25 protein-coding genes are annotated in these 25,199 nt (G+C 66.1%); 18 read left to right on the top strand and 7 right to left on the bottom strand.

Translation table 11 applies throughout. The annotated features are described in order from the left end of the window. Positions 1-13 precede the first annotated feature (13 nt). From ABZ552_RS10210 to ftsX, 3 genes are all read left to right on the top strand, one after another. Positions 14-139 (top strand): hypothetical protein, encoded by a 126-nt coding sequence (locus ABZ552_RS10210; protein ID WP_281878108.1) that lies wholly within the window; start codon positions 14-16, stop codon positions 137-139. 83 nt (positions 140-222) lie between these two features. After that, positions 223-912 carry a cell division ATP-binding protein FtsE gene (ftsE, locus tag ABZ552_RS10205; protein WP_281878107.1) on the top strand — a complete coding sequence of 230 codons (690 nt, stop codon included), beginning with the start codon at positions 223-225 and terminating at the stop codon, positions 910-912. Continuing rightward, positions 912-1,817 (top strand): permease-like cell division protein FtsX, encoded by a 906-nt coding sequence (gene ftsX, locus ABZ552_RS10200; protein ID WP_281878106.1) that lies wholly within the window; start codon positions 912-914, stop codon positions 1,815-1,817. The genes ftsE and ftsX overlap by 1 nt, the downstream gene beginning before the upstream one ends. A gap of 63 nt (positions 1,818-1,880) precedes the next feature. Here ftsX and ABZ552_RS10195 read toward each other — a convergent pair whose 3' ends face one another. Beyond that, a complete protein-coding gene (locus ABZ552_RS10195; protein ID WP_281919514.1) occupies positions 1,881-2,399 on the bottom strand; it encodes a Uma2 family endonuclease in 519 nt (172 codons plus the stop codon). A 591-nt stretch (positions 2,400-2,990) separates the two neighbouring features. Between ABZ552_RS10195 and ABZ552_RS10190 the strand changes: the two genes are divergently transcribed. Continuing rightward, positions 2,991-4,382: an acyl-CoA dehydrogenase family protein gene (locus tag ABZ552_RS10190; RefSeq protein ID WP_281878105.1), complete on the top strand. Its 1,392-nt coding sequence runs from the start codon at positions 2,991-2,993 to the stop codon at positions 4,380-4,382. A 34-nt stretch (positions 4,383-4,416) separates the two neighbouring features. Next, positions 4,417-5,646, top strand: coding sequence for an acyl-CoA dehydrogenase family protein (locus tag ABZ552_RS10185; protein ID WP_281878103.1), 1,230 nt, complete (start codon positions 4,417-4,419; stop codon positions 5,644-5,646). Between the two features lie 272 nt (positions 5,647-5,918). Here ABZ552_RS10185 and ABZ552_RS10180 read toward each other — a convergent pair whose 3' ends face one another. Then, positions 5,919-6,830, bottom strand: a complete 912-nt coding sequence (locus ABZ552_RS10180) for a phosphatidylinositol mannoside acyltransferase (RefSeq protein ID WP_281878102.1) — start codon at positions 6,828-6,830, stop codon at positions 5,919-5,921. A gap of 531 nt (positions 6,831-7,361) precedes the next feature. Between ABZ552_RS10180 and ABZ552_RS10175 the strand changes: the two genes are divergently transcribed. Next, positions 7,362-7,994 carry a hypothetical protein gene (locus ABZ552_RS10175; RefSeq protein ID WP_281917528.1) on the top strand — a complete coding sequence of 211 codons (633 nt, stop codon included), beginning with the start codon at positions 7,362-7,364 and terminating at the stop codon, positions 7,992-7,994. A gap of 83 nt (positions 7,995-8,077) precedes the next feature. Then, the gene (locus ABZ552_RS10170; RefSeq protein ID WP_357436472.1) at positions 8,078-8,578 is read left to right on the top strand and encodes a winged helix-turn-helix domain-containing protein; all 501 of its coding nucleotides are present in this window, start codon (positions 8,078-8,080) and stop codon (positions 8,576-8,578) included. Here ABZ552_RS10170 and ABZ552_RS10165 read toward each other — a convergent pair. Next, positions 8,546-9,148 carry a carboxymuconolactone decarboxylase family protein gene (locus ABZ552_RS10165; RefSeq protein ID WP_281878096.1) on the bottom strand — a complete coding sequence of 201 codons (603 nt, stop codon included), beginning with the start codon at positions 9,146-9,148 and terminating at the stop codon, positions 8,546-8,548. The two genes, ABZ552_RS10170 and ABZ552_RS10165, sit on opposite strands and share 33 nt — an antisense overlap. A gap of 251 nt (positions 9,149-9,399) precedes the next feature. Here ABZ552_RS10165 and ABZ552_RS10160 point away from each other — a divergent pair, with 251 nt between their 5' ends. The 6 genes from ABZ552_RS10160 to ABZ552_RS10135 all read left to right on the top strand — a co-directional run bounded on the left by ABZ552_RS10160 (position 9,400) and on the right by ABZ552_RS10135 (position 17,484). Continuing rightward, the gene (locus ABZ552_RS10160) at positions 9,400-11,025 is read left to right on the top strand and encodes an acyl-CoA synthetase (RefSeq protein ID WP_281878094.1); all 1,626 of its coding nucleotides are present in this window, start codon (positions 9,400-9,402) and stop codon (positions 11,023-11,025) included. A gap of 178 nt (positions 11,026-11,203) precedes the next feature. Next, complete coding sequence (locus tag ABZ552_RS10155) at positions 11,204-12,862, top strand: acyl-CoA synthetase (RefSeq protein ID WP_281878092.1); 1,659 nt, start codon at positions 11,204-11,206, stop codon at positions 12,860-12,862. A gap of 139 nt (positions 12,863-13,001) precedes the next feature. Next, positions 13,002-13,565: a hypothetical protein gene (locus ABZ552_RS10150; protein WP_281878090.1), complete on the top strand. Its 564-nt coding sequence runs from the start codon at positions 13,002-13,004 to the stop codon at positions 13,563-13,565. A gap of 292 nt (positions 13,566-13,857) precedes the next feature. Continuing rightward, positions 13,858-15,321: a PepSY-associated TM helix domain-containing protein gene (locus tag ABZ552_RS10145; protein WP_357436469.1), complete on the top strand. Its 1,464-nt coding sequence runs from the start codon at positions 13,858-13,860 to the stop codon at positions 15,319-15,321. 98 nt (positions 15,322-15,419) lie between these two features. Then, positions 15,420-16,169, top strand: a complete 750-nt coding sequence (locus tag ABZ552_RS10140) for a hypothetical protein (protein ID WP_357436467.1) — start codon at positions 15,420-15,422, stop codon at positions 16,167-16,169. Positions 16,170-16,461: 292 nt separating this feature from the next. Then, positions 16,462-17,484 (top strand): hypothetical protein, encoded by a 1,023-nt coding sequence (locus ABZ552_RS10135; RefSeq protein WP_357436465.1) that lies wholly within the window; start codon positions 16,462-16,464, stop codon positions 17,482-17,484. Here ABZ552_RS10135 and ABZ552_RS10130 read toward each other — a convergent pair. From ABZ552_RS10130 to ABZ552_RS10115, 4 genes are all read right to left on the bottom strand, one after another. Further along, positions 17,477-18,043, bottom strand: a complete 567-nt coding sequence (locus ABZ552_RS10130) for a hypothetical protein (RefSeq protein WP_357436463.1) — start codon at positions 18,041-18,043, stop codon at positions 17,477-17,479. The genes ABZ552_RS10135 and ABZ552_RS10130 overlap by 8 nt on opposite strands. A 573-nt stretch (positions 18,044-18,616) precedes the next feature. Then, positions 18,617-18,931 carry a hypothetical protein gene (locus ABZ552_RS10125; protein WP_357436461.1) on the bottom strand — a complete coding sequence of 105 codons (315 nt, stop codon included), beginning with the start codon at positions 18,929-18,931 and terminating at the stop codon, positions 18,617-18,619. Next, positions 18,928-19,245 (bottom strand): hypothetical protein, encoded by a 318-nt coding sequence (locus tag ABZ552_RS10120; RefSeq protein ID WP_357436459.1) that lies wholly within the window; start codon positions 19,243-19,245, stop codon positions 18,928-18,930. The genes ABZ552_RS10125 and ABZ552_RS10120 overlap by 4 nt, the downstream gene beginning before the upstream one ends. Further along, entirely contained in the window at positions 19,238-19,588 is a 351-nt protein-coding gene (locus ABZ552_RS10115; protein WP_357436457.1) for a hypothetical protein, read from the bottom strand. Before ABZ552_RS10115 ends, ABZ552_RS10120 begins: the two co-directional genes overlap by 8 nt. Positions 19,589-19,934: 346 nt before the next feature. Here ABZ552_RS10115 and ABZ552_RS10110 point away from each other — a divergent pair, with 346 nt between their 5' ends. The 5 genes from ABZ552_RS10110 to ABZ552_RS10090 all read left to right on the top strand — a co-directional run bounded on the left by ABZ552_RS10110 (position 19,935) and on the right by ABZ552_RS10090 (position 25,015). After that, positions 19,935-21,164, top strand: coding sequence for a helix-turn-helix transcriptional regulator (locus ABZ552_RS10110; RefSeq protein WP_357436455.1), 1,230 nt, complete (start codon positions 19,935-19,937; stop codon positions 21,162-21,164). A gap of 11 nt (positions 21,165-21,175) precedes the next feature. Beyond that, positions 21,176-21,904, top strand: a complete 729-nt coding sequence (locus tag ABZ552_RS10105) for a 5-formyltetrahydrofolate cyclo-ligase (RefSeq protein WP_357436453.1) — start codon at positions 21,176-21,178, stop codon at positions 21,902-21,904. Between the two features lie 95 nt (positions 21,905-21,999). Beyond that, the gene (locus ABZ552_RS10100; RefSeq protein WP_357436451.1) at positions 22,000-22,566 is read left to right on the top strand and encodes a flavoprotein; all 567 of its coding nucleotides are present in this window, start codon (positions 22,000-22,002) and stop codon (positions 22,564-22,566) included. A gap of 186 nt (positions 22,567-22,752) precedes the next feature. Further along, positions 22,753-23,898, top strand: coding sequence for a helix-turn-helix transcriptional regulator (locus ABZ552_RS10095; protein WP_357436449.1), 1,146 nt, complete (start codon positions 22,753-22,755; stop codon positions 23,896-23,898). A gap of 250 nt (positions 23,899-24,148) precedes the next feature. Beyond that, positions 24,149-25,015 (top strand): alpha/beta hydrolase, encoded by an 867-nt coding sequence (locus ABZ552_RS10090; RefSeq protein ID WP_281917521.1) that lies wholly within the window; start codon positions 24,149-24,151, stop codon positions 25,013-25,015. Positions 25,016-25,199 lie beyond the last annotated feature (184 nt).

Below are 25,199 nucleotides of genomic sequence, written 5' to 3'. Positions count from 1 at the left end.
CACGGCGATCCTGATGGCAACCTGGGTCGCCACGTTCGTGCTGTACGTCTTCGTCAAACCCGAGGAGACCACCACCGCTCCGGCCACCCTGGTCAACGCTGTTCCGGCAGCGGTGTTCACTGACCCGCCGGCCCGCTGAGCCGAGCGGACGGACCGCCGCCGCGCTGTCTCCCACGGTTGACGACGCAGGCCGCGACCGGTTGCTGGTTACACTGGCTCCCCGTGATCACCATGCGGAACGTGACCAAGTCGTACAAGACCTCGACGCGACCCGCGCTGGACAACATCACCGTCGATGTGGGCAAGGGCGAGTTCGTCTTCATCATCGGACCGTCCGGCTCGGGCAAGTCGACCTTCATGCGCTTGCTGCTGAAAGAGGAGACGCCCACGGCGGGCGAGATCCGGGTGTCCGATTTCCGGGTCGACCGGTTGCCCGGCCGCAAGGTGCCCAAGTTGCGCCAGCGCATCGGGTGCGTCTTCCAGGACTTCCGGCTGTTGCAGCAGAAAACCGTGTACCAGAACGTCGCGTTCGCGCTGGAGGTCATCGGCAAACGGCGCCAAGTCATCGACCGCACCGTCCCCGAGGTGCTCGACATGGTCGGCCTCGGCGGCAAGGCCGACCGGTTGCCGACCGAGCTCTCCGGTGGTGAGCAGCAGCGAGTCGCGATCGCGCGGGCTTTCGTGAACCGGCCGCTGGTGCTGCTGGCCGACGAGCCGACCGGCAACCTCGATCCCGACACCAGCGCGGACATCATGATGCTGCTGGAGCGGATCAACCGCATCGGCACCACGGTGGTGATGGCCACCCACGACAATCACATCGTCGACGCGATGCGCAGGCGGGTGGTGGAACTCGACCACGGGCGCCTGGTCCGGGACGAGGCGACGGGCGTGTACGGGGTGGGCCGGTAATGCGCGCGAGCTTCCTGTTCGGCGAGGTCGCCGCCGGCCTGCGCCGCAATGTCACGATGACCATCGCGATGATCCTGACCACCGCGGTCTCGCTCACCATGCTCGGTGGGGGCCTGCTGGCGGTGCGGATCGCGGACAAGACCGAGCAGTACTTCCTGGATCGGCTGGAGGTGCGGCTGTACCTCACCGAGGACGTGTCGGCCAACGACCCGGACTGCTCGCAGGACCCGTGCCGGGCGCTCATGGCGGATCTGAAGGCGACCAGCGGCGTGGAGTCGGTCCAGTTCCTCAACCGGGAGGAAGCGGTCCGGGAGGCCAAGGAGAAGACCTTCAAGGACCAGCCCGAGCTGGCCAAGTACGTCAGCGAGACACCGCTGCCCGCGTCGCTGCGGGTGAAGATGGCGGATGCGGAGCTCTACCCCACCATCTACGAGAAGTACTACGACCGCCCTGGCGTCGGCATGGTGCGCAACGACAAGGACATCGTGGACCGGTTGGTCAGCCTGTTCGACGGATTGCGCAACGCGGCGTTCGGTCTGGCCGTGCTGCAAGCGCTGGCGGCGGTGATGCTGATCGCGAACATGGTGCAGATCGCCGCGTTCACCCGGCGCACCGAGGTCGGCATCATGCGATTGGTCGGCGCGACCCGCTGGTACACCCAGTTGCCGTTCCTGCTCGAGGCCGTGGTCGCCGCGCTGGCCGGTTCGGTACTCGCCATGCTGGGCTTGCTCATCGCCCGCCCGCTGGTGATCGACCGGGCCCTCGGCGACCTGTTCGCCAGCAAGGTGTTCCCCCGCATCACCGGCGACGACATCGCGATGACCGCGCTGGTCATCGCCCCGGTCGGCGTCGTCTTCGCGGCCATCACGGCCTACGCGACGCTGCGGTACTACGTGCGCGAGTGATCGGCCGGGCCGGTGGCCCCAGTGCCACCGGCCCGCCCGCACAGCGGCCGACCCGATGGCGACTCACAACACAAGGTCGGTCAGTTCGTCCCAATCGAGTTGAATTCGGATCGGCAGGTCGACGGCGAACGCCGTCTGCGGCTTCAGGACACGGGCGAGCCGGTAGTGACCGACGCTGTGGTCGAGGCCGTAGGTCTCGATGACGGTCACCTCGGTGTCCGACACACTGACCAGCCAGTACCACGGAATTCCGGCCGCCGCGTATTCGCTCATCTTCTCGAGCCGGTCGGTTTTGACATGACTGGGCGAGATGATCTCGACAGCGATCTTCAAATGGCGCGCGGGCATCGGCCGGACATCCGCAGGCACGCACTCGAACAGTGCGATGTCGGGGCGACGAATAGTCGCCCGGGGCACTTCCCAGAGCACCACGTCGAAGTCATGGTTGGCGTCCAGGCATGCCGACGGATCTTCGGCCATGTATTCGCGAGCGGCCGATTCCAGCATTGCCAGTAGTCGGTGGACGGCTTTCTGATGTGCCCTGCTCGGAGACTCGCAACGGACCGCATCCCCGTTCACCACCTCGACCAAGCGGCAGAACTCTTCGGGCAGCTCGCGCCAGATGTCGACTGTGATCGGCTCGGGCTGTACGTTGTCCGGCCTGGCCCAGTCGAAGATCGCTGACATGCGTCGGATTGTAATCACGGCAACACCGCCACCCGGCCTCCGTCGGCATCCCTGTCGCCACCATGCGCGACCGCGCCGCTGCCCATGGCACCGGCGCCGTGTTCGAGCCTGCGCCGGGCCGGGCCGCATCGTTCACAGCCCATTCGTGGGACGGGATCTGCCCCTGCCGGATCCATAACGGTTCTGCATCGATCACCGCCATAGCCTTGGAGCGAGGCGAACATGCGGCGGTGAATCCGGCTATCCGGCCCGACACGTTCGTCCGTTTTCCCGAAAGCGCAGCTCATCGCGACGGGAGGCATAGCACGACGCGCGGCGGGGAAGCCTACCGACCCCGGGACGCAACTTTGGGCACTTGTCCAGCAAGGTGTGGATTCCGGGCGTATGCTGCACCTCGACGCGCTTCTTACTCGGCAGTAAGATAGCCTTACTCCGGAGTAAGATAGCTGGGGACAGACCGCACCAACCCATCCGAGAAAACAGGTGATGATGAGCACTCGAGACAGCGCGACGAAGCGACGTCCAGATACGTCCGCGGTCGGCCTGAACCAACCCAAGCGGGATTGGATGGGCGCGGCGATGCGGGTCATGACGACTCTCACCGGGTCGGAACTGGCCGAGAAATACAACCTGCGCAAGCCGATCGAGCGCGTCACCTACGAGGGCACGAAGACCGGCTTCCGCACGCTCGGCGCGGCGACCCGCGCGTTCGCGAAGGTCGCGGGCACCGGCGCCCCCAAGCGCCTGGCGGCCAACGAGGCGAAGAACAAGGACTTCTTCGACCTGACGCCGACCGACGAGCAGCAGATGATCGTCGAGACGGTGAAGGAATTCGCCGCCGAGATCCTGCGTCCGGCTGCCTACGAGGCCGACAACGCCGCCAAGGCGCCGCGCGACCTGCTCGAGCGCGCCGCCGAACTCGGCATCACCTTGATCAACGTGCCCGAGGAACTCGAGGGTGCGGCCTCCGAGCGTGGTGCGGTGACCAACTCGCTGGTCGCCGAGGCGCTGGCGCACGGTGACATGGGCTTGGCCCTGCCCATCCTGGCGCCCAGCGGCGTCGCGGTCGCGCTCTCGCAATGGGGCAGCGACGCACAGCAGAAGACCTACCTGCCCTCCTTCACCGGCGAGAACGTGCCGCAGGCCTCGGTCGTGATCAGCGAGCCGCGCGCGCTGTTCGACCCGTTCGCCCTGGAGACCAAGGCGGTGCGCTCGCCGAGCGGCTACCGCATCTCGGGCGTCAAGAGCCTGGTGCCCGCCGCGGCCGACGCCGAGCTGTTCCTGATCGCCGCCGAGCTCGATGGCCGTCCGGCGCTGTTCATCGTGGAGTCGGACGCGCCCGGCCTGGTCGTGGAGGCCGACCCGAGCATGGGTCTGCGCGCCGCCGGCCTCGGCCGGCTGATCCTGGACAACGTCGCGGTCGGCGCCGACGCCGTCCTGGGCGACGGTGACGCGGCGACCCGCGCCGAGGAGTACGCCGATGCCGTGCGCTTGGCCCGCCTCGGGTGGGCTTCCCTGGCGGCGGGCACCAGCCGGGCGGTGCTGGACTACGTGATCCCCTACGTCAACGAGCGTGAAGCGTTCGGTGAGCCGATCTCGCACCGCCAGGCGGTGGCGTTCATGGTCGCCAACATCGCGATCGAACTCGACGGCCTGCGGCTGGTCACGCTGCGCGGCGCTTCGCGCGCGGAGCAGGGCCTGTCCTTCGGCCGGGAGGCTGCGCTGGCCCGCAAGCTCGCCACCGACAAGGGCATGCAGATCGGCCTCGACGGCGTGCAGTTGCTCGGCGGTCACGGCTTCACCAAGGAACACCCGGTCGAGCGCTGGTACCGCGACCTGCGGGCGATCGGCGTCGCCGAAGGTGTCGTGCTCATCTAAACCGGCTCGTTCCGTTCTCCAGGAGACCTTCCCCATGATCAACCTCGAACTCCCCAAGAAGCTGCGGGCCAGCGCGAATCAGGCGCACCAGGTCGCGCAGGAGATCTTCCGCCCGATCTCGCGCAAGTACGACCTCGCCGAACACGACTACCCGGTCGAGCTGGACACCATGGCCGCCATGGTCGAGGGCCTGGCCGACTCCGGCACCCAGAAGATCGGCGGCGCCGCCGGTGGCCGCTCCGACGACGGTGACGCCGACCGCCACGCCACCGAGCTGCTCGGCAACACCAACGGCGGCAACATGTCCGCACTGCTGAACGCGCTGGAGACCTCCTGGGGCGATGTCGGCCTCATGCTGTCGATCCCCTACCAGGGCCTGGGCAACGCGGCCATCGCCGCCGTGGCCACCGACGAGCAGCTGAAGCGCTTCGGCAAGGTGTGGGCCTCGATGGCCATCACCGAGCCGTCCTTCGGCTCCGACTCCGCCGCCGTGTCCACCACCGCCGTGCTCGACGGCGACGAGTGGGTGCTCAACGGCGAGAAGATCTTCGTCACCGCCGGTCAGCGCTCGACCCACATCGTGGTGTGGGCGACGGTGGACAAGAGCCTCGGCCGCGCGGCGATCAAGTCGTTCGTCGTGCCGCGCGACGCGCCCGGCCTGTCGGTGGCGCGGCTCGAGCACAAGCTCGGCATCAAGGCCTCCGACACCGCCGTGCTGCTGCTGCAGGACTGCCGGATCCCGAAGGACAACATCCTCGGCAGCCCGGAAGTCAACGTGGAGAAGGGTTTCGCCGGGGTCATGCAGACCTTCGACAACACCCGTCCGCTCGTCGCCGCGATGGCGATCGGCGTCGCGCGCGCCGCGCTCGAAGAGCTGCGCTCGATCCTGACCGCTTCGGGCGTGGACATCTCCTACGACGTCCCGGCCAACAATCAGCACGCCGCCGCCGCCGAATTCCTGCGGATGGAAGCCGATTACGAGTCCGCCTACCTGCTCGCCCTGCGCGCCGCGTGGATGGCCGACAACAAGAAGCCGAACTCGCTCGAGGCGTCCATGTCCAAGGCGAAGGCGGGCCGCACCGGCACCGACGTCACCTTGAAGGCCGTCGAACTGGCCGGCGCCATCGGCTACTCCCAGCGCACCTTGCTGGAGAAGTGGGGTCGCGACTCGAAGATCCTGGACATCTTCGAAGGCACCCAGCAGATCCAGCAGCTCATCGTCGCCCGCCGCATCCTGGGCAAGACCAGCGCCGAACTGAAGTGACGCTGCGTTAGACGATCGACGACGAAATCCGGTGCGAGCTTCTCGGTCTCGCACCGGATTTCGTTTCCGCACCCGGCGACGAAACGAATGACGTGTCCTGAAACACATTCGGCGAGAATGGGCTATGGATTTCGTACCGGATGTTCCGTACCCTTCGCGCACATGTGGAGCATTGTTCTCATTTCGGTTGTCAGTTGTTTCGTGATCGCGGCCGGATTCGCGTGGGGGTTGCCAGGCGACTGAGGAAGCCTCCTCCGCGCCCTCCGAATAGTTCAGTTCGGCGGGGTCGACGTCCGGCGGGCGAGCCGGGCGGCGGTGACGTCGGCCGTCCACAGCGGCTGGAGCATGTGCCAGTCGGCGGGGTGGGCGGCGATGCCCGCGGCGAATCGGTCGGCCAGCGCCTGGGTGGTCTCGCGCACGCCACGGCTGGTGTCGACGGGGGGACTCACGTGAAATCCCCAGCCGTCGGGGGTGTACCAGCAGTGCACGGGAAGAAGTGGCGCGCCGGTGTCGATCGACAGGCGAGCCGGACCGGCGGGCAGCCGAGCGGGCTCACCGAAGAAGGTCACCGGTACGCCTGTGCCGGACAAGTCGCGTTCACCGAGCAGCCCGACTATCCGTCCCTGCCGGATCCGGGCGACCAGCTGGGGGAACGGCGGCGTCGCGGTACCGGTGAGCGGGATGATCTCGAATCCCAACCGTTCACGGAAACGGACGAAGCGCCGGAACAACGATTCCGGTGCGAGCCGCTCCGCGACGACCGTCGGCGAGCCCACGCGCTGCACCAGCCAGACGCCCGCCAGGTCCCAATTACCGCTGTGCGGTAGGGCGAGCACCGCACCGGTGCCGCGTTCGACCGCCTGGTGGATGTGTTCGAGCCCGGTCGCCACGGATTCGATGGTGTCGGCCAGTCGCACCGGATCCATCGACGGCAGCCGGAAGGCTTCGCGCCAGTAGCGGGCATAGGAGCGCAAACTCTCCCGGATCAGCGTCTGCGGCACCTGGTCCGGCGCTGTGCCCAATACTCGAGACAGGTTCCGGCGCAATTGATTCGGACCGCCGTTGCGGGCCGCTCGTTCGGCGCCCGCGTCGAAGAGGCGGACCGCCAACGGTTCCGGCAAGGCGCGGACCAGCCGCCAACCGGCGGCGTAACCCAGGTCCCATACCCGGCCGGAGGGGTGCACTAATCGCCGCCGGACTCGACCGGTCCCGCTTCGTCGGTCACCGCGGACGGCGTCGCGACGACGAGGTCACTGAATACGGGCGTGCGAACCACTCCGACCGCGGGTGCGCCGACCTCGGAGGGTTCATTCGGATGGCTGAACAACGGGGACCGGTCACTTCGATGCATTTCTGGATTCTCCGCTCACTCGCGATCGATGACGCCCGAATGGGTGGCGCACCGTATAGATACGGTCACCGCCGCCGCGGATTCGGCGGTCGCCTCGAGACCCACACTACCCTCGACCGGACCATACGGAACGGTTTATCGAGAAAGCGCTGTTCAGGGCCACGGTCGGCAGCCCGACGCTTGCGCCGGGACCTGACAAGCACGCCGTTGCATCGATGAGTCAACGACACGATCACGCCATTCGGCGTTCCCCTCTGGACAGGCGCGTAACTGACCGGGCAGCCTATCGCCCTGTCGCTGGATCGACCAATCAGCGGACGTATTTCACTCGCGCAGTACCAGAGAACTTCGAGGAGAACTGGTTATGCAACGACTGAGTCTTACGCGTCGCCTCGCCACCGCCGTCGCCGCCTCCGCGGTGTTCGTAGCACCGTTCGCCGGGCACGCCGCCGCGCAGCCGGCCGCGGTGGACTGGACCGCCGCCGCGCAGCAATTGCGTGCCGCCGCGGCCGGGAATCCGGCAGCCGAGCAGGCCGTGGATCGCCTGATCGCCTCCGGGCAGCTCGCGAAGGCCGAGCAGGTGGCCTTGCCCGCGCAACCGTTCCAGATCCCGGCGCAGTCGGACATCGGACGCGGTGAGGGCCCGGGCGTGTACGGGTCCGGAATCGCCCTGGGCATGGACGGATTCCGCCTCGGGTTCTTCGGCGGGCCGGGCACCATCTCGCCCAACCAGGGCGGCGCGAAGCTCGAGGTGCTCTGGATCAACCTGGCCAATGGGCGCAGTGGCACCGAGCTGCTCTACGAGCACAACGACGTTCCGGTGGACACCACCATTCGCACACGCGCCCTGGACACCGGCGCGGGCCCGGTGGTCGCCGCCGTGTACGGGTCGCTGTGGCACCGCTGGTCGGTGCCCGTCAGCGACGAGAACCCGGACGGGTACGCCTACCGGCTTGGCACCATCTCGGTGCCGTCGTTCGGCGCGGTCTACAACTGAGGGCGGCGGCTCCGGCTCCCGCCGCCACGGAGCCGGAGCCGTCGGTTTGTCGGACATTACGTAGTTCCGTAGCTTGGGGATTCGTGAGTCTGGAAGACCGAGTCGCCGAGTTGGAGCGGCGGCTCAGCGCGCTCGAAGAGAACCTACGGCCCGAGAGTCTCCCGCCGGGCACCGACGAGTGGGCGGTCGAGCGCCTGCGGGAGGAGTTCGCGGCGGCCGACGAGCCCAACGGCGGCGTCGTCTTCGCCGGGTCGGTCCGCTTGCCCAACGACCAGCAGCGCGAGTGGCAGGCCCGGTTCACCACCGGCGACCTCATCGAGGACGACTGGGCCGAGACCGCGGAATGCCTTGCGGCGCTGGGAAGTCCCGTCCGGTTGCGGCTGCTGCGCGAGATCATGGGCGGGCGCAGGACCGCGGCCGAGCTGGCCGGGGTGGACGGTGTCGGCAGCTCCGGCCAGATCTATCACCACCTGCGCCAGCTGGCCGCGGTGGGCTGGCTGCACACCGCGGGCCGCGGCCGGTTCGAGGTTCCCGCCGCCAGGGTGGTTCCGCTACTGGTCGCTCTGGCCAGCGCCCGGCGCTGATTCGGGGGGCACGCCGGCGGCCACGTATCCCGCGGTGGCGAGCATGCCACCGATCTGCTCGTACGTCGCCCGCTCCCGGGGCGCGACCGTCGCCAGGCCGTCCACATAGCGGTTGAACATGCAGAACGCCGCGGCGACGAGGACGGCGTCGTGGATGTCCTCGTCCTTGGCGCCCGCGGCACGTGCGTCCTCCACGTCCTCGGCGGTCACTTCGAGCCCCGACCGGCGCACCTTGTCCGCGATGCGCAGCAGCGCACGCAGTTTCGGCTCGATCGCGGCGGACTCCACGTCCTCGATGACGGCGTCGATCACGTCGCGGCCGCCGTCCACCAGCACCGCCGCGGTCGCCGCGTGCGACTGCGTGCAGAAATACGTTTCGTTGCGCGAGGAGACGTAGGCGGCTATCGTCTCGCGCTCCCCCGGCGTCAGTGGAGAAGTCCCGCGCAACAGGGTCTGCGCGAATTCGCTGAGCGCGGCTCCGGTTTCGGGCTTGAAAGCGAACAAACCCCGGATGCCGGGCAGATCGCCGGGAATGTCGATGAACGGTGCACGGTCCTTCGGATCGGACATCGGCCGCGTCTCCCTTCGAGCGGTCTCGAGACGCTGCGAGGATAACCCTACCGACCGGTAGCCGAGAGCGGAAAGGCCGGAATCGGCCCGCGGACGGTCTCGACCTGGGGCGGACGCAACCGAACCGAGACTGATTTGTCCGTTTCAACTGTGACCTGTCACACTCCGCACTGCTACGGTGGCAAGTCAACACGCCGTACCGGTTCGCTAGGTCGAGGACCGACGCGAGGGTTTTGTGGAGGTAATTCGACATGAACTTGGCCCACACGCTGGAGGCCGTCAAGGCGCTAGGGGTGCTGCGCAGCCGGGGTGTCACCGACCCCAAGAAGCCGCTGGAGACGCTGCGGACGATGAAGGAGTCGCGCATCCTCGGCCCCCAGGCGACCCTGATCCGGCACTCCGCGCGCGTGGCGCCGGACGCTCCGGGCATCGTGGACGAGGCGGGCGAGCTGACCTACCGCGAACTGGACGACCGGTCGACGGCCGTCGCGCGCGGCCTGCAAGCGGCGGGCATCACCGAAGGCCAGGTGATCGGGTTGCTGGCGCGCGACCACCGCGGGCTGATCATCGCCATGGCCGCCGCGGGCAAGCTCGGCGTGCGAGTGGCGCTGATGAACACCGGGTTCGCCAAACCGCAGTTCGCCGAGGTGTGCCAGCGCGAGAAGGTCAAGGCGGTGCTGCACGACAGCGAGTTCCTCGGCCTGCTCGACGCGCTGCCCACCGACCTGCCGCGCTACCTCACCTGGGTCGACGAGGGGACCGCGCTGCCGGAGGGGGCGCAGACGCTCGACGACCTGGTCGCCGCGAACTCCACCGAGCCGCTGCCCGCACCGAGCAAGCCGGGTGGCTTCATCATCCTGACCAGCGGCACCACCGGCCTGCCCAAGGGCGCCCCGCGCACCAAGGTCACTCCGCTGTCGACGGCGCAGATGGTCGACCGGATCCCGTTCCCGCGGCGCGGCACCCAGGTGATCGTCTCGCCGATCTTCCACAGCACCGGCCTGGCCACCTGGCTGGTCGGCGCGGCCCTGTCCAACAAGGTGGTGGTGCGCCGCCGGTTCGACGCCGAGGCGACGCTCGCGCTGGTGGCCGAGCACAAGGCCGACATGCTGGTGGCGGTGCCCACGATGCTGCACCGGATGGTCGAGCTGGATCCGGCGATCCGGGCGAAGTACGACACGTCCTCCCTGAAGGCGATCGTGCTGGCCGGTTCGGCGCTGTCGCCGGAGCTGACGATCAAGGCCACCGAGGCGTTCGGCCCGGTGCTCTACAACCTCTACGGCTCCACCGAATGCGCCGTCGCGACCGTGGCGAACCCGGAGGACCTCGCGCTCGCGCCCGGCACCGTCGGGCGCGCGCCGATCACCTGCGAAGTGCGGCTCTACGACGAGAACGACCAGCGCGTCACCGCGATCAACACCACCGGGCGCATCTTCATCCGCAGCGGCGCGCCGTTCGAGGGCTACACCGACGGCAGGCACAAGCAGATCATCGACGGCTACATGTCCAGCGGCGACGTCGGCCACTTCGACGAGAACGGCCTGCTCATGGTGGACGGCCGCGATGACGACATGATCGTGTCCGGCGGCGAGAACGTCTTCCCGCAAGAGGTGGAGAACCTGCTGCTGGAGCGGCCCGACGTCTTCGACGTGGCGGTTGTCGGCGTGGACGACGTGGAATTCGGTAAGCGCCTGCGCGCCTTCGTCGTTCCGGAGCCGGGTCACTCGCCCGACGGCGAGGAGCTCAAGGCGTACGTGAAGAACAACTTGGCGCGCTACAAGGTGCCGCGCGAGGTGGTCTTCCTCGACGACCTGCCGCGCAACGCGACCGGCAAACTGCTGCGCCGCGTGCTGGTGGAGTACGAGGTCAAGGCCTGATCGACGGCGGGCCGGGCCCTCGTGCCCGGCCCATTACCAGCGGGTATGGACCCGATGAGATACGTGACACAACCAGTTACACACGCTTGCTAGTGTTAGCACCAGCACTGGGTATATCGAGTTGCGGTCCGCACCACCCGGAGGATCACCGGGTGACACCGCCGGAAGGTTGTCGTCGATGTCTCTTTCCCTCCCCGCGCTGGGCGGTACCGCCCGCAAGGCGGGCGATCTGGCCCTTGGCGTGAACGTGATGGTCAAGCGGCGGCTGTTCAATCCGCTGCGGCCCGACCATGCGGCACGGTCTGCCTTCAATATCTTGAAGTTCGGCCCGTTCGCGGGTGTCGTCATGCACGCCGCGCAGACCAGGCCGCACGCCGTGGCGATCGTCGACGAACGCGGGGAGTTGACCTTCGGCCAGCTCAACGAGCAGTCCAACGCTCTGGCGCGGGGCTTGCAGAGCAGTGGCGTCGATCCCGGTGATGTGGTGGCGATCCTGGCCCGCGATCATCGCGGCATGGTGCTGAGCCTGCTGGCCACGGGCAAGCTCGGCGTGCGCGGGGTGCTGATGAACACCGGGTTCGCCAAGCCGCAGTTCGCCGACGTGGCCGAGCGGGAGAACGTCAAGGCGGTGCTGCACGACAGCGAGTTCATCGACTTGATGAGCGCCATCCCCGCCGCGATCCCGCGCATTCTCACCTGGGTGGACGAGAAGGACGGCGCCGATCCCGCGATCCCGACCGTCGACTCGCTGATCAGCGGACAGTCCGGTGCCGCGCTGCCCGCCCCGGCCAAGCCGGGCGGCATCGTCATCCTGACCAGCGGCACCACCGGCACCCCGAAGGGCGCCCCGCGCGACCGGGTGAGCCCCTTCGCGTCGGCCCAGTTCATCGACCGGGTGCCGCTGCCCAACAACGGCACCATGATCATGGCCGCGCCGATCTTCCACGGCACCGGCCTGTCGCAGTTCACCCTCGGTCTCGCGCTGGGCAACCGGGTGGTCTTCCAGCAGCGCCGGTTCAACCCCGAGCAGACGCTGGCGAACATCCAGAAGTACCGGGCGGATTCCCTGGTGGTCGTCCCGACCATGCTGCAACGCATCCTCGACCTGGACGCGGACGTGCTGGCGAAGTACGACGTCAGCAGCATCAAGGTGATCTTCGCGGCGGGCTCGGCCATCGCGCCCGACGTGGTGACCCGCACGCTGGATCACTTCAACGACAGCCTTTACAACCTCTACGGCTCCACCGAGTGCGCCGTGATGACCGTGGCGACCCCCGAGGATCTGCGTAAGGCCCCGACCACCGCGGGCAAGGCTCCGGTCGGCATCCGGATCGTGCTGCTGGACGAGAACCGCAAGCCGATCACCGAGCCGAACGTCACCGGAACCATCTTCGTGGACAACGGTTTCGCCTTCACCGGCTACACCGACGGCCGCACCAAGGAAATGGTCGACGGCATGATGTCCAGCGGCGACGTGGGGCATTTCGACGCCGACGGCCTGCTCTACATCGACGGCCGCGACGACGACATGATCGTCTCCGGCGGCGAGAACGTCTTCCCGCTCGAGGTGGAGAACCTCATCGCCGGCCGCGACGACATCTTCGAAGCCGCTGTCGTCGGCGTGGACGACCGTGAGTACGGCAAGCGGCTGCGCGCGTTCGTGGTGCCCGGTCCCGAGTGCAAGCGCGACCCGCAGGAGATCAAGGACTACGTCAAGGCGAACCTCGCCCGCTACAAGGTCCCGCGCGAGGTGATCTTCCTGGACGAGCTGCCGCGCAACGCGACCGGCAAGCTGCTGCGCAAGCCGCTGATCGAGATGGAGATCGACGCGGGCTGAGCGGTTCGCGTCCCGGGCCTGCCGGGCGGTGCGCCTGCCGCCCGCCCCGGGAGGCCGAAGTGAATTCCGGTCCGAAGCTGCGGCTTCGGTGCGATCCGATGCGGTCGGACCCGTGCAATCGGTCCGCTATCATCAGCGGGTGAGTTACGAGTTCGACCGGTCTGCCGCGGGACGTCGCGGCGCCGTCGCGCGGGTGCGCGGTGGCTCGGCCGGTGCGATCTCGGGGGCTATTTCGGTCGCGGCGCACGGCTGGGCCTCCGGCGGCATGCTGCCGGACACCACCGCGCTGGCGCTGCTGGCCGCCGCGTCCGCCGTGCTCGGCGCGTCGGTGTCGGGTCTGGCTCCGCTGCGCAAGACGTCGTCCGGGCTGGTCGCGGCGCTGGTCGCCGGGCAGCTGCTCGGGCACTTCACCATGGGGATCGGCTCGGGACACCTGCATCACGGTGACGCCCAGCTGACTCCGGCCATGCTCGTCGCGCACGTGTGCGCCGCGTTCGCGGCGGCCGTCGTGATCCGCGGCGCGGAAGCCGCGTACCGGATCGGAACCGCGGTGCTGCACCGCGTGCTCCCGCTGCGGCACACCCCGCCCGTAGTCGCGGACCGCGCTCCCCTGCGAACGCTCCACCGCGACCGGGTCGTCCTCCGTGTGTTCGCCGCCGAGGCGCTGCGCACCCGGGCCCCGCCTCTCGCGGTCGTTCTCTGAATTCTTCCTACACCCGGTGCACCCGCGCTGTGGCGTGAGTTGTCGCTCAGCGTCACGGTTTTCCGTGCAGCGCGGTGTCGCCGCGCACTCTCGTGCCCACGCCTGAGCGTGCCGACGCGACGCCGTCGTCCGGGTCGCAAACCCATCCTTCGGCGGTGTGATCGCCTTCGTGACGGGGACGGTCGACGCTCCGTGGCGAACGTCCCCGCGCGAGGTAGGTGCTTGTCGCCCGTGCCCTTCGGGACGTGGTTTGTGCCCCATCCGGGTTTCCGCCGTCAGAAACGAAACGACCGTGAGTACAACAGAAACCATTCCCGACGCCGACTTATCGGAGCCGTCGGACTCCCCCGGCCCACGCCGGACCACCGCGCGGAACAGCCTGTACGCGCTGGCCATGCGGCTGCACTTCTACGCCGGAGTGTTCGTGGGGCCGTTCATCCTCATAGCGGCCGTCACCGGCGCGCTCTACGCGATCTCGCCGACGTTGGAGTCGATCGCGTCGCGTGACCTGTTGACGGTCACGCAGAGCGGAACGCCGAAGCCGCTGTCGGAGCAGGTCGGCGCGGCCGTCGCCACCCGCCCGGACCTGTCGCTCGTCGCCGTCGCCCCGGCCGCGGGCGCCGAAGACACCACCCGGGTGCTGTTCAGTGACCCGTCGCTGGGCGAATCCGAGCGGCTGGCGGTGTTCGTGAACCCGTACACCGCGCAGCCGGTGGGCGATGCCGTCGTGTACGGCAGCTCGGGGGCGCTGCCGATGCGCACTTGGATCGATCGGTTGCACCGGGATCTGCACCTGGGCGAGCCCGGCCGGCTCTACAGCGAACTCGCCGCGTCCTGGCTGTGGATCGTCGCGCTGGCCGGACTCGTGATCTGGGTGCGCCGGGTGCGCAGCCGCCGGGGCCGCAACGGCTGGGGCTGGCTGTGGGCGGCCGATCGGTCGCAGCGCGCACGGGGCCGCACCCTGAACTGGCACGGCGCGGTCGGTATGTGGGTGCTTCCGCTGGCGCTGCTGCTGTCGGCTACCGGCATGACCTGGTCGACCTACGCGGGCGAAAACATCACCGCGTTGCGTGAGCAACTGAGCTGGACCACACCGGCGGTCAGCACAGCCCTGCCCGGAACCGCTGCCCCGAGCCACGATTCGAGTTCCGATCACCATGGCGGCGGCCATACGGAGCACGCGCCCGCGGACCCGGCCGACCGGATCGCCCAGTTGGATCGGGTGTATGCGACCGCCCGCGCCGAAGGCATCACGCAGGCGGCGGAGATCGCCGTCCCGGCCGCGCCGGGCACAGCGTTCGCGGTGAAGGAACGCCGGATGCCCGGCACCTACACCGTCGACTCCGTCGCCGTCGACGGTGCGACCGGCGCGGTCACCGACCGGCTCGCCTACGCCGACTGGCCGCTGATGGCCAAGCTCACCAACTGGGGCATCCAGTTCCACATGGGCCTGATGTTCGGGCTGCTCAACCAGTTGCTGCTGCTCGCGGCGATGATCGGCCTGATCACCGTGATCGTGCGCGGCTACCTCATGTGGTGGCGCAGGCGACCCACCCGGGGCGCGGGCCGGTTCGTTCTCGGCCGGGCTCCCCGGCGCGGCGCGTTGCGTAAGACCTCGCTGTGGCTGGTCGTGCCGTTGGTGGCCGCCGCGCTGGGGGTGGGCTGGTTCGTCCCGCTGGTCGGGGTGAGTCTGCTCGTCTTCCTCGCGATCGACGTGCTGCTCGGGCTCGCCGGACGGTTCCGCGCGGCCGCTTAACCACACATCCACGGGCGAAGGCCCGTTACTTCCACGACCTACCGAACGTCACTGGTATGGCCGTCGCTCCGCCATGCCTCGAAAACCAAGGATTCTCCATGCAGATCACGAAACTAGCCCTGGCCGCCGCGTTCACCACCGCTGCCGTGAGCATCGCCGCGGGCACGAGTTCCGCCGCTCCCGATGTCGCTACGGCGGACAGCACGTCCGTCGAAGCCACGTCCACGGAGGCCGCCGAGGCCATCGGTTTCACCACCCACGCCACCGAGACCGCCAGCATCATCACGATCGATTCCGGTTCGCTGGTGGTCGAGGACCAGGTGCTGAAGATCAAGGCCACCGACGGCACCGTCGTCGCGGGCACGCCGCTGACCTTCCTGGTCGACGAGTTCGAATTCCCCATCACCGCGGAGATCTCCGAGCGCACCGCGACGCTGACCCCGCAGTTCGACCTGGCGCACGCGACCTACAAGCCGGTCGCCCTGCCGTTCGAGGACAAGGCGCCATGGAAGACGGAGTACGACCGTGAACAGGCCGCTTGGTCCCGGATGACCAGCACCCTCTCCATGGGCGCCACCATCGGCACCCTGGTCGGCGGCATCGGCGGCGCGGCGGTCGGCTGCGTCCTCGGCGGCATCGCCGGAGCCACCGTCGCCGCCGCCACCATCGTCGGCATGTTCGGCCCGTTCATCCCGGCCGCCGCCGTCGGCTGCCTCGGCGGCATCGTCGCCGTCGGCGCCCTCGGCACGGTAGCGGGCCAGATCCTGGTGACCGCCCCGGTCGCCATCGGGGCGGCGATCATGTACTTCTCCACGATCAACTCGCCCATGCCCACTCCGCAGAAGTGATTCCAGGCCCGGCATCGGGAGCGGCTACCCGATGCCGGGCTTCCTCGGCGGTGTGAGCCGACAGGTGAGCCAGCTGTTGCGGCAGCAACCCGTTGTCGAGTGCGTGCTCCACGCTGCCGATCCTGTTATCCGGGCTGCTCCCTGCCCGCGTCGGTCCGCCGCGCGACGCGAACCGCATCACTAATGAGGGGCCGACCGCACTGGGAACGAGCGCGGGCGGTCATCGGTCGCGGGCTACTCCCCGTGAGCGGCCTTGTCCTCGTCCGGTGCCGCCACGCTCAACGCTCGGCGCATGACCAGGCAGCTCTCGCACGGCCGCTTGCGGGTGGGTCGCCTGGCCCAACCACACGAGTCTTTCCACCTCGGACAGACGCCCTTTCTCGTCCAACTCCTTGAACGCGGCGTCCCGCGCCTGGTCCTGCACTTTGATCGCGGCCTCTCGCTCCTTCTCGGCCGCTGCGCCGGCCGCTTGTTCCCCGGTGTCGGCGGTTTCGCGTTCCTGATACTGGCTGGGCATCGGGAATTCCTGCGCCACTCGTTCGGCGGCCTCTCGTTCGATCCGCGCACGTTCGGTTTCCGGCGTCTGGTGTGCTTGCCTGGCTCCCTCGGCCTCTGCTCGGACCTGCCATTCGCGTTCGATCTTCTGTGGCGCATCTGCCCGGCCACGTGCGACGGCTTCCCGGAATTTCTGCATCTTCCGGAACTTCTCGGCTCGGTCGCGTGCCTTCGCCAGCTCTGCGATCTTCTCCTGCCGCTTCGCCTTCTCCTGCTGTCGCTGCTGACGAGCCTTTTCGCCGACGCCGGGCAATTCGAGTTGTTGGCCCTGCTCCAACGCGCGCCCTCGCGCCCAAATCTCGCGGGCATCGGCTCGCGCTATGACTTGGTGTATGAACTGATCCGGGAAGTCTCGAAGCAATCCGACGATGAGTTCCTGCGCTTCCTTCGATATCGACTCACCTTGCACGGATCGCAATACATGCTGGTGGTTCTTATTCTTATCAAGAAGCTCTCGCACCGCTCTGAGTTGCTTTTCGTCTTTTCCTCCCCGGATTCTGCCCGACTTTTCTTCGATGGTGTAGGTGATACCGCGATCTTCCTTGATCTTGTCGAATTGAATCCGATCTTGCCCGACTTCGTAAGTTCGAGAGTGGATGACGTACCCATTCTCCCGGTCGCGGAAGAATCGATCGGCACCATTCTCGAAGATTCGCCCCCGTTCATTGTTATCGAATCCGTTGCGATCACTGTCATAGCCGTCACCAGGCAATCCCGCCCCCGAACTTACGAAGCAAATATCAATGTGTGGGTCACATGAAAGGAGGATGGCCCGAGAAGTTGGTGCTCAACTCGGACAACAATGGGGTGCTGCCCTTACGCAGTCTCCAGAACGCAACGGACACCAGTTCGATTATGTCTATGAACTCATGTTCTATAACGAAGTTCACAAGCAGTTCCGCGGTGCAGGTCTTCCAGTGCTGAAATTTGAAAGCTATACCCGGCTTGATGTCGTCGTATATGGAGAAATCTTCGCAGTCGTTGTAGCCGGGCGGCATATCGGCCAGGTCGAGCCATCGCGCATCGAGATACCGGATGAACCATTCTCCAATGAAGCACACCAGTTGATCGACGTTGTCTGCATTTTCGGGGAGCGTTACAGCCTTCACATCCGGAAACAGCTCCGCGATCTTATCGCTGATCTGGTCTGCTTCGTCCGATTCGAAGTCCCATGGTTCTTGCGGCAATGCAGGCAATCCGGCGCGATCGAGAAATTTCCGCACCTGTGCCGCATGCCGGTCAGGGGCAACCCATATACCCCACTTAGTCTGCTCGACGGGTACGCCGAGATCCATGATCATCTGCTCGTCATTCCCCACGTCTACCTCCTTCTCGTCATGATCGAAGCACTACAGTTTCGCGCCCCCGGACGACGGCCACAGGCGGCATGTCGCGATCGTGGGATGTCCTCCGGAATCATCATCGCTCTACATACAGCCGTTCACCGGGCAATCTCGGTAGGCGGTCGGATGCGTCACCAGCCACCGACACCCCGTCTGTGCGGTGCCGTACCCCTTCGTCCTGGACGAAGATCAAAGCGGCAGTGAGGCATGCCGCATAGTGCAGGTGGTAGCCGCGCAGCCGCACGACCAGGTGCACATCCGGCTCGTTCGGTAGCGGGGATGTCATCACATACCCCGCTTCGTACTGGGAGTGTGCATAGGCGGACCTTCCGCGAAAGGTAGTCACGCGGATAGCGATCGTTTTGTCGCTCAGTGTGTTTGAGGCGGATCGGGGGAAGGCTGGCGGCGCGTTCGGTTGGGCATACCGATGCGGAGTCCCGTTCGCGCAGCCTTCCCCCTTTCGGGTGCCCCGGCATGTGGGTGCTTCCCTGTGGCGCAAAGGGGGACCAGGGGCGCGTGGCGTGCCGGGGCGGTCTGTCGAGGTCGTTGTCAGGTGCCGATGATGTGCTGGCCGATGATCGCGGGTATCAGCAAGTCGAGAAGGGTGATGTCGTCAGCGGCGGGGATGTTCTCGATGATCGGATCGAGCACCGGCGCGGCATACAAGCGGCCGGTGTGCGGCGCCGCGGCATTGCGGGCGCTGCTGATCAGTTCATAGATCACCATCGCCATCACGCGAACACGGGTGGTGTCGCTCATTCCGTCCCGCACCGCGTCCGCGGTGGCGGCCACGAGGGTGCCGATCACATCGGTGAGGACGTCGAACTCGGCGTCGGCGCGCTCGGCGTCCTGGTCCCCGGTCACCGACCAGCCTGCGGCGGCGGGGCAGGCTGGGCGGCGAGGTCGGGATAGCGGGTGGGGTCGAACACGACGCGGATACCGATCCACGGGCATTTCTGGCCACCGAGCGCGATATCCATCGGGGAATCGTGGTCGGCCATGCGACCACGAACCACCTTCACCATCTGCCCGAAGCAATTCATCGACGGGCATTTGACCGACAGCACGTCCCCGGTCTGCTGGTCGAAGGTGAACAGACCGCACTGCTCGACGGTGATCCACGGCCCACACGCCGGACCACACCCGAACGGCACCACAGCGTTGGGTTGTTCAGGCATACGCCATCACCCGCCCTCGCTGCCGCACACGCTCTGCGACGCAGCCCCGGATCGCCTCGACCACCACCCGTCCCGAGGGCCGGTAGGCATCGCGAGGCGGATGCACCCACGCCCGGAACAAACCAGGCCGCTGACCCGGACCGGGCAACGCGATCTCCCCCGCACGAAGGATCGACACACCCAACCGCGACATCTCCGCGAACAACCGAATGTCCTCCGGCAGATCCGGCCCGGTCAGGAACGTCCAACGCTGCGAACGCGGATGCGTCAGAACCGGCCCGGACTGCTGACCGGTGCGGTGCATCCAGGCTTTGACTTCCGAGCCGATGAACGCGGGCATCATGACCCCGCACACCCGGCCCGCGCGTAGCGTTATGCGGCCTAGATGCGGTGGGTGAACTTCGGCGGGCAGGTCACACACGTGGCGGTAGAAGTGGCACAACGACAACGGCGTGTGCCCAACGTGTTTCGATGAATCCACAAGCGTCTCCCCTCGCTCGAACGATTGGCGTGCACCCGACGTCGAGGCTCAACCGCCGGCCGTCCATCATCGGGCGACCAGCAGGGCCGGGATGAGGAACTGGCGGCACCCGGCGTCGGGGCTGTCTATGAGCGTGGTTCATGGCCAATGCGATCGGAACACGCGGAGTGCTACGGAAGCGCTACGCTCGTCTCCACCAGGGACCGGTGTGCACGATTGGACGGATGCGATGATCGTGACCAGGTGGACGGGTGTTGAAGTGCAGCTGCTGCGTACTGAAGCGCTTCGTCTCACGCAGAAGGAGCTTGCGGCACTGTCCGGGTTCTCTCTAGCTGCCGTTCGAAAGTGGGAGCGTCGCGGACCAACCATCACGCTTGCGAGTGAGTTCGCCGAGGGGATGGACACCTTGCTGCAACGTCTCGATGACCGGCAGCGGGCGCGCTTTCTGTCTGCGCTCGCCAACGTGCGAGACGGCAATCGACCCGCGGTGAGTTCGGGCGACGAAAGTGACAGCGTGCACCGCACTGCTTCTGCCGAGAAATTCGATGTGACCACCATCGAGCTTATCCGAGGTCACATCTACGATCTCAACGCGTCCTATGACATCGAGCCTTCGACATCTCTTCTCGGGCAAGCTGGACAACATCTCGGACATGTCAGATTCTTGCACAATCAGGTGACCACTGAATCTGCCCGGAAGAAGTTACTTGCCGTGGAAGCGCAGGGCGCGACACTCATGAGCCGTCTTGTCTGGGATGCTTCTCAGCGACGGGACAATGCGACGGCGAACTATTACCTCGACCAATCAATCGCGGCAGCGCAGGAGTTGGGCGATCCCATTACGGAAGGGCAAGCGCTTCTGCGGAAGATCTACGTATCGCTCTACGGCGAAAAGAACCCTTCCCGTGCATTGAGCTTGACGATAAGGCTCCTCGCTACAGTGGAGAAGTTCAGTCGAGAGCTGGCGTTTGTAGCGTTGCTTCATCAAGCCGAAGCCTTCGCGATGATGGGTAGGAAGATCGACTGCGAACAGGCTTTGAGTCGTGCCGATGGTGTGCATCGTGCAGTTTATGAAGAGGAAGTGATCCTTGGTATAGATTTCGTGGCGGAATACAACAGACTTGCTGGATCATGCTATCTCTTCCTTGGGCAGCAGAAGCGTGCTCAGGCAATTCTAGAGGAAGTGCCGTGCATGGTTGGGAAGAAGCCCAAGACCGATGCCATCGTCATGGGAAATCTGAGCCTGGCCCAAATTCGGCAACATAAATTTGAAGAAGGTGCACACTTCCTCAATAAAGCAATTGATTCCGTGGAAAAGGCCCGTGGCGGCGCGGGGCTGAACATCGTGTTCAACGCATGTCGGGAGCTTAGGCCTTACCGTAATTCTGCGGTTTTGCGTGAAGTGTACGATCGCGTTCTCGAGCTGATGACGAGATAGGAGTGGGCGCAGTGACTACCGAGCAGCGGAAGCAGGCATTCCGCGAACAAGTCTGGGATTTGCTCGAACGCGAAGGAGTCACGCGCCAGGGCGCACCTCGCCACATTCCCGCATTCTCCGGCGCAGAGGCTGCCGCTGAACGCTTGGCCGGTCTGGACGAGTGGAAGTGCGCCAACGTCATCAAAACAGTTCCAGACACCGCACAATTACCGGTGCGAGTTCGCGCGCTCAGCGAGGGGAAAATAGTATATATGGCCGTCCCGCGCCTGAATGCGCCGAAGCCTTTCTACTTTCTCGATCCCGCCACGTTGGATGAGCCCCCCGAACGCGCGGCTCAGAAGGAAATCGCATCCGTGATCGGCCGAAACGTTGAAGTTGATGAGATACGCCCGGTCGACATGGTAGTAATCGGCAGCGTTGCAGTGAACCGCAGTGGCGCTCGCTTGGGTAAGGGCGCAGGATATTCCGACATTGAGCTTGCACTTCTGCAAGAAGGTGGCCGCATCGGTCCAGACACAGTGATCGCGACAACCGTACACCGACTGCAAGTGCTCAGTGAGTCACTTCCCGAGGGCGAGCACGACTTCCGCGTCGACTTGATCGTCACGCCGGAGGATGCGATCTGGTGCGACGAACGTCGCCGTCCCGCTGGAATTATCTGGGACTCACTGCCACAAGGAAAAATCGCGGCGATCCCAGCTCTCGCGGCCCGACAGTCGGCGGGGGCGAGGCTGGATTGAGGCTTGAACACGTGGGCACATGAGCGGTTCATGTCGAAACCTTTGAGTACGCCGTCCCACTGATGGACGAGATCGTGGGGTGAAGGGCTGAGCCGATGGAAGAGACGAACGCACACCGCAGCCCGGTACTGTACGCGCTCGTGACGGGTTCACCCGCTGCGCGCGATGTCGGCAAACTGGTCGAATTGGCTCAACGTGACGGCTGGGATGTCTGCGTCATCGCCTCCCCGGACGGTCGGCGATTCATCGACGCTGATGGACTGGCCGCACTGACCGGTCACACAGTTCGCAGCGAGTACAAAGACCCCGACGCGCCAGACGTGCTGCCACCTCCAGACGCGATGATCGTCGCTCCGATCACCTGCAACTCGCTGGCCAAATGGGCCGCAGGGATCTCGGACACACTGCCGCTGGGGCTGCTGGTCGAAGGTGTGGGCAAGCAGCTGCCCATCGTCGCAATGCCGTTCTCGAACTGGGCACAGATCAGGTTTCCTGCGGTACAGGAAGCGATGGCAAAGCTCGAACGATGGGGTGTAACCGTTCTCGTCGGCGACAACGTATACCGCCAGCACGATCCTGGGACGGGAGAACGGTACATCGACCAGTTCCCTTGGGCGCTCGCATGGAAGACCCTCGTCGACAGGTGGTCGCGGACACGCTGACTGCCCGCCACTGTTGACGAGCGGGGGCCTGTTCGCGATGCGAGTCCCCGATCGATCCGTCGGATTCCGGTCGGTGATGTGGACCCGCTCTAAATGCCTGTTCACCCGCACGGTGCATCCATGCCATACCGGCTGTAGCTGGCGCTAATCCTTCCACGCTCTGCCGAGCCGGGAGATGATCGCGGTATGGGTGTGGGCGAGTTGATCCGTGAGCTTCGGAAGGCTCGGGGATGGTCGCAGGGGCGGCTGGCGGACGAGCTGGCCGCCCACTCGGGGGCGAGTATTTCTCGGGGGTACATCTCGAGGCGTTGGGAGAACGGAGACACGGTGCCCAGCCGGTTCTGGCTACGCCATCTCTCGGCCGTGCTGGACGTGCCTCTGGCTGTCTTCGAGGACGATGGCATGAACAGACGGAAGTTCTTGGCTCAGGTTGCCGCGACCAGCATCGCGCCGGTGGTGGCATCCGATCTGCTGGCGGCTGGATTCTCGGCGCGGTTGGCTCATGCCGGGCCGAATGTCGAGGCGTGGCAGGCGAAGCTCAGCGCCTATGGCACAGACTACATGTCGTTGGGTGCGGCGGATATCCAACGACGCCTGGCCATCGACCTGGCGATCCTGCAACAGCAGTTGGACAACCCGCGGATGTGGGCTGCGGCAGCGCGGCTGATGACTCTGTATGCGAAAACGTTTCCGGGGTCGGACGGCACGAAGGCGGTCACCTGGTATCGCATGGCCGCTGAGGCCGCAGACCGCTCCGAGGACGAGCAGACACGAGTATGGGTGCACGGGCGTGCCGCCATTGCCCTCGGTTACGAAGGTGCGGCGCTGCGGGTCGCGGATGTCTTCGCTGACCAAGCACTAGCACTGTCGGACAAGCCGAGCCTGGGGCGTCTCAACGCGATTATGGGCAAGGCGCATGCGGCAGTGCTGCGCGGAGACCACGGGGCGGGGCGTGCTCTCGTGGAAGAGGGACGCCGGGTGTTCGACAAGTCCGGCTCGTATGAGCAAACCTCCGACTACGCCGTCCCCTGGTGGCGCATGAACGTGTTCCTCTCCTTGCTGGCCGCACGGCTCGGGGACGAGAAAGCAGCGGTGGCAGCGCAAGAGCAAGCGCGAAGAGAACTTCCGGCCGAACTGCCGCGCTTCGCGACACATCTGGAGATGCATCGGGGTCTGATGCTGGTGAGAGCCGGTGATCGAGCCGAGGGTGTCCGAGCGGCGCGTAATGCGTTGGACGCGCTTCCGCCCGAGAAGCACTCACTCACGCTGCGGATGTTGATGGACGAGATCTCCGGAACAAAGGACACAGTAGCCGGTGTCACGCGCGGGTAGCCCATGCACTAGCTAACGCATGGTGCGGGCTTGGGCTCCCGGGGAGGTTGCTGTGCGGCGCTGAGGATATTCCCCTATAGATAACCATCTATGTCACATTGACAGGTTAGATTTATGCGGACACCCTTAACCACTGAAAGATGTTTGAAGGGTTATAGGAGGGACATGAGGCGCGAAGCCGGGTCGGCGACATCCGCTGCCACGACCGACCCCGAGTGTCCGTTCGATGAACACGACCAGGAGAAACACGATGAACGCAGTGCGTCACAACACCGTCGAGGTCCAAGGGCTGCCGGTCTTCTACCGGGAGGCGGGAGATCCGAGCAAGCCGACGCTTGTGCTGCTGCACGGCTTTCCGACGAGTTCGGCGATGTTCCGCAATCTGCTGCCGGAGCTGGCCGCAGACTATCACCTGATCGCGCCGGACCATATCGGGTTCGGGCAGTCGGCCATGCCGTCCGTGCTCGCCTTCGACTACAGCTTCGAGAAGCTCACCGAGGTCACCTCGGAACTGTTGGACGTCTTGGGCGTGCAGCGGTTCGCCCTCTACATCCAGGATTACGGTGCACCGATCGGGTTGCGCATCGCCTCCCGCAATCCGGACCGTGTCACCGCGATCATCACCCAGAGCGGCAACGCATACCTGGAGGGCTTCACCCCCTTCTGGGAGGTGCTGTTCGCACATGCCAACGACCGGGCGGCACACGAGCCCGAGGTGCGTAAGCTGCTCGAACTCGACGCCACGAAATGGCAGTACACCCACGGCGTCCCGGCCGACCGGCGGACGCGGATCAGCCCCGACACCTGGACCTTGGATCAGCACTACCTGGACCGGCCAGGCAACAAGGAGATCCAACTCCAGCTCTTCGCCGACTACAAACTGAACCTCGATCGCTACCCCGAGTTCCAGAAGTACTTCGCTGAGCACCGGCCTCCCGTCCTGATCACCTGGGGCGAGCACGATGAGATCTTCGGAGCCGACGGCGCGCGCGCCTACCTGCGCGATCTGCCGGACGCCGAACTGCACCTGCTGAACACGGGCCACTTCGCCCTGGAAACGCACGGCACCGAGATCGCCGCACTAATCCGCGACTTCCTCACCCGCACGCTCGGCTGACCGGCCCAAGGCCGAGCCGGGCCGACAGCGCGCTGGAGCGAAACCGCACTGAGCCTCGAAAAGCGGACGGGGTATGCCCGGGACCGGACATACCCCGTCCCGCGCCGGGGTCCACGTCCAGCTCGTCGAACCGATGGCATCATCGGTTGCCGATTCTGTCGGGCCTGGCCGACGAGGGTTGGAC

This window comes from Nocardia sp. NPDC019219 (assembly GCF_040632645.1).
GTDB lineage: Bacteria > Actinomycetota > Actinomycetes > Mycobacteriales > Mycobacteriaceae > Nocardia > Nocardia sputorum.
Note: the sequence above shows the minus strand (reverse complement) of the source record. Positions and strands in the feature narration are given on the sequence as shown.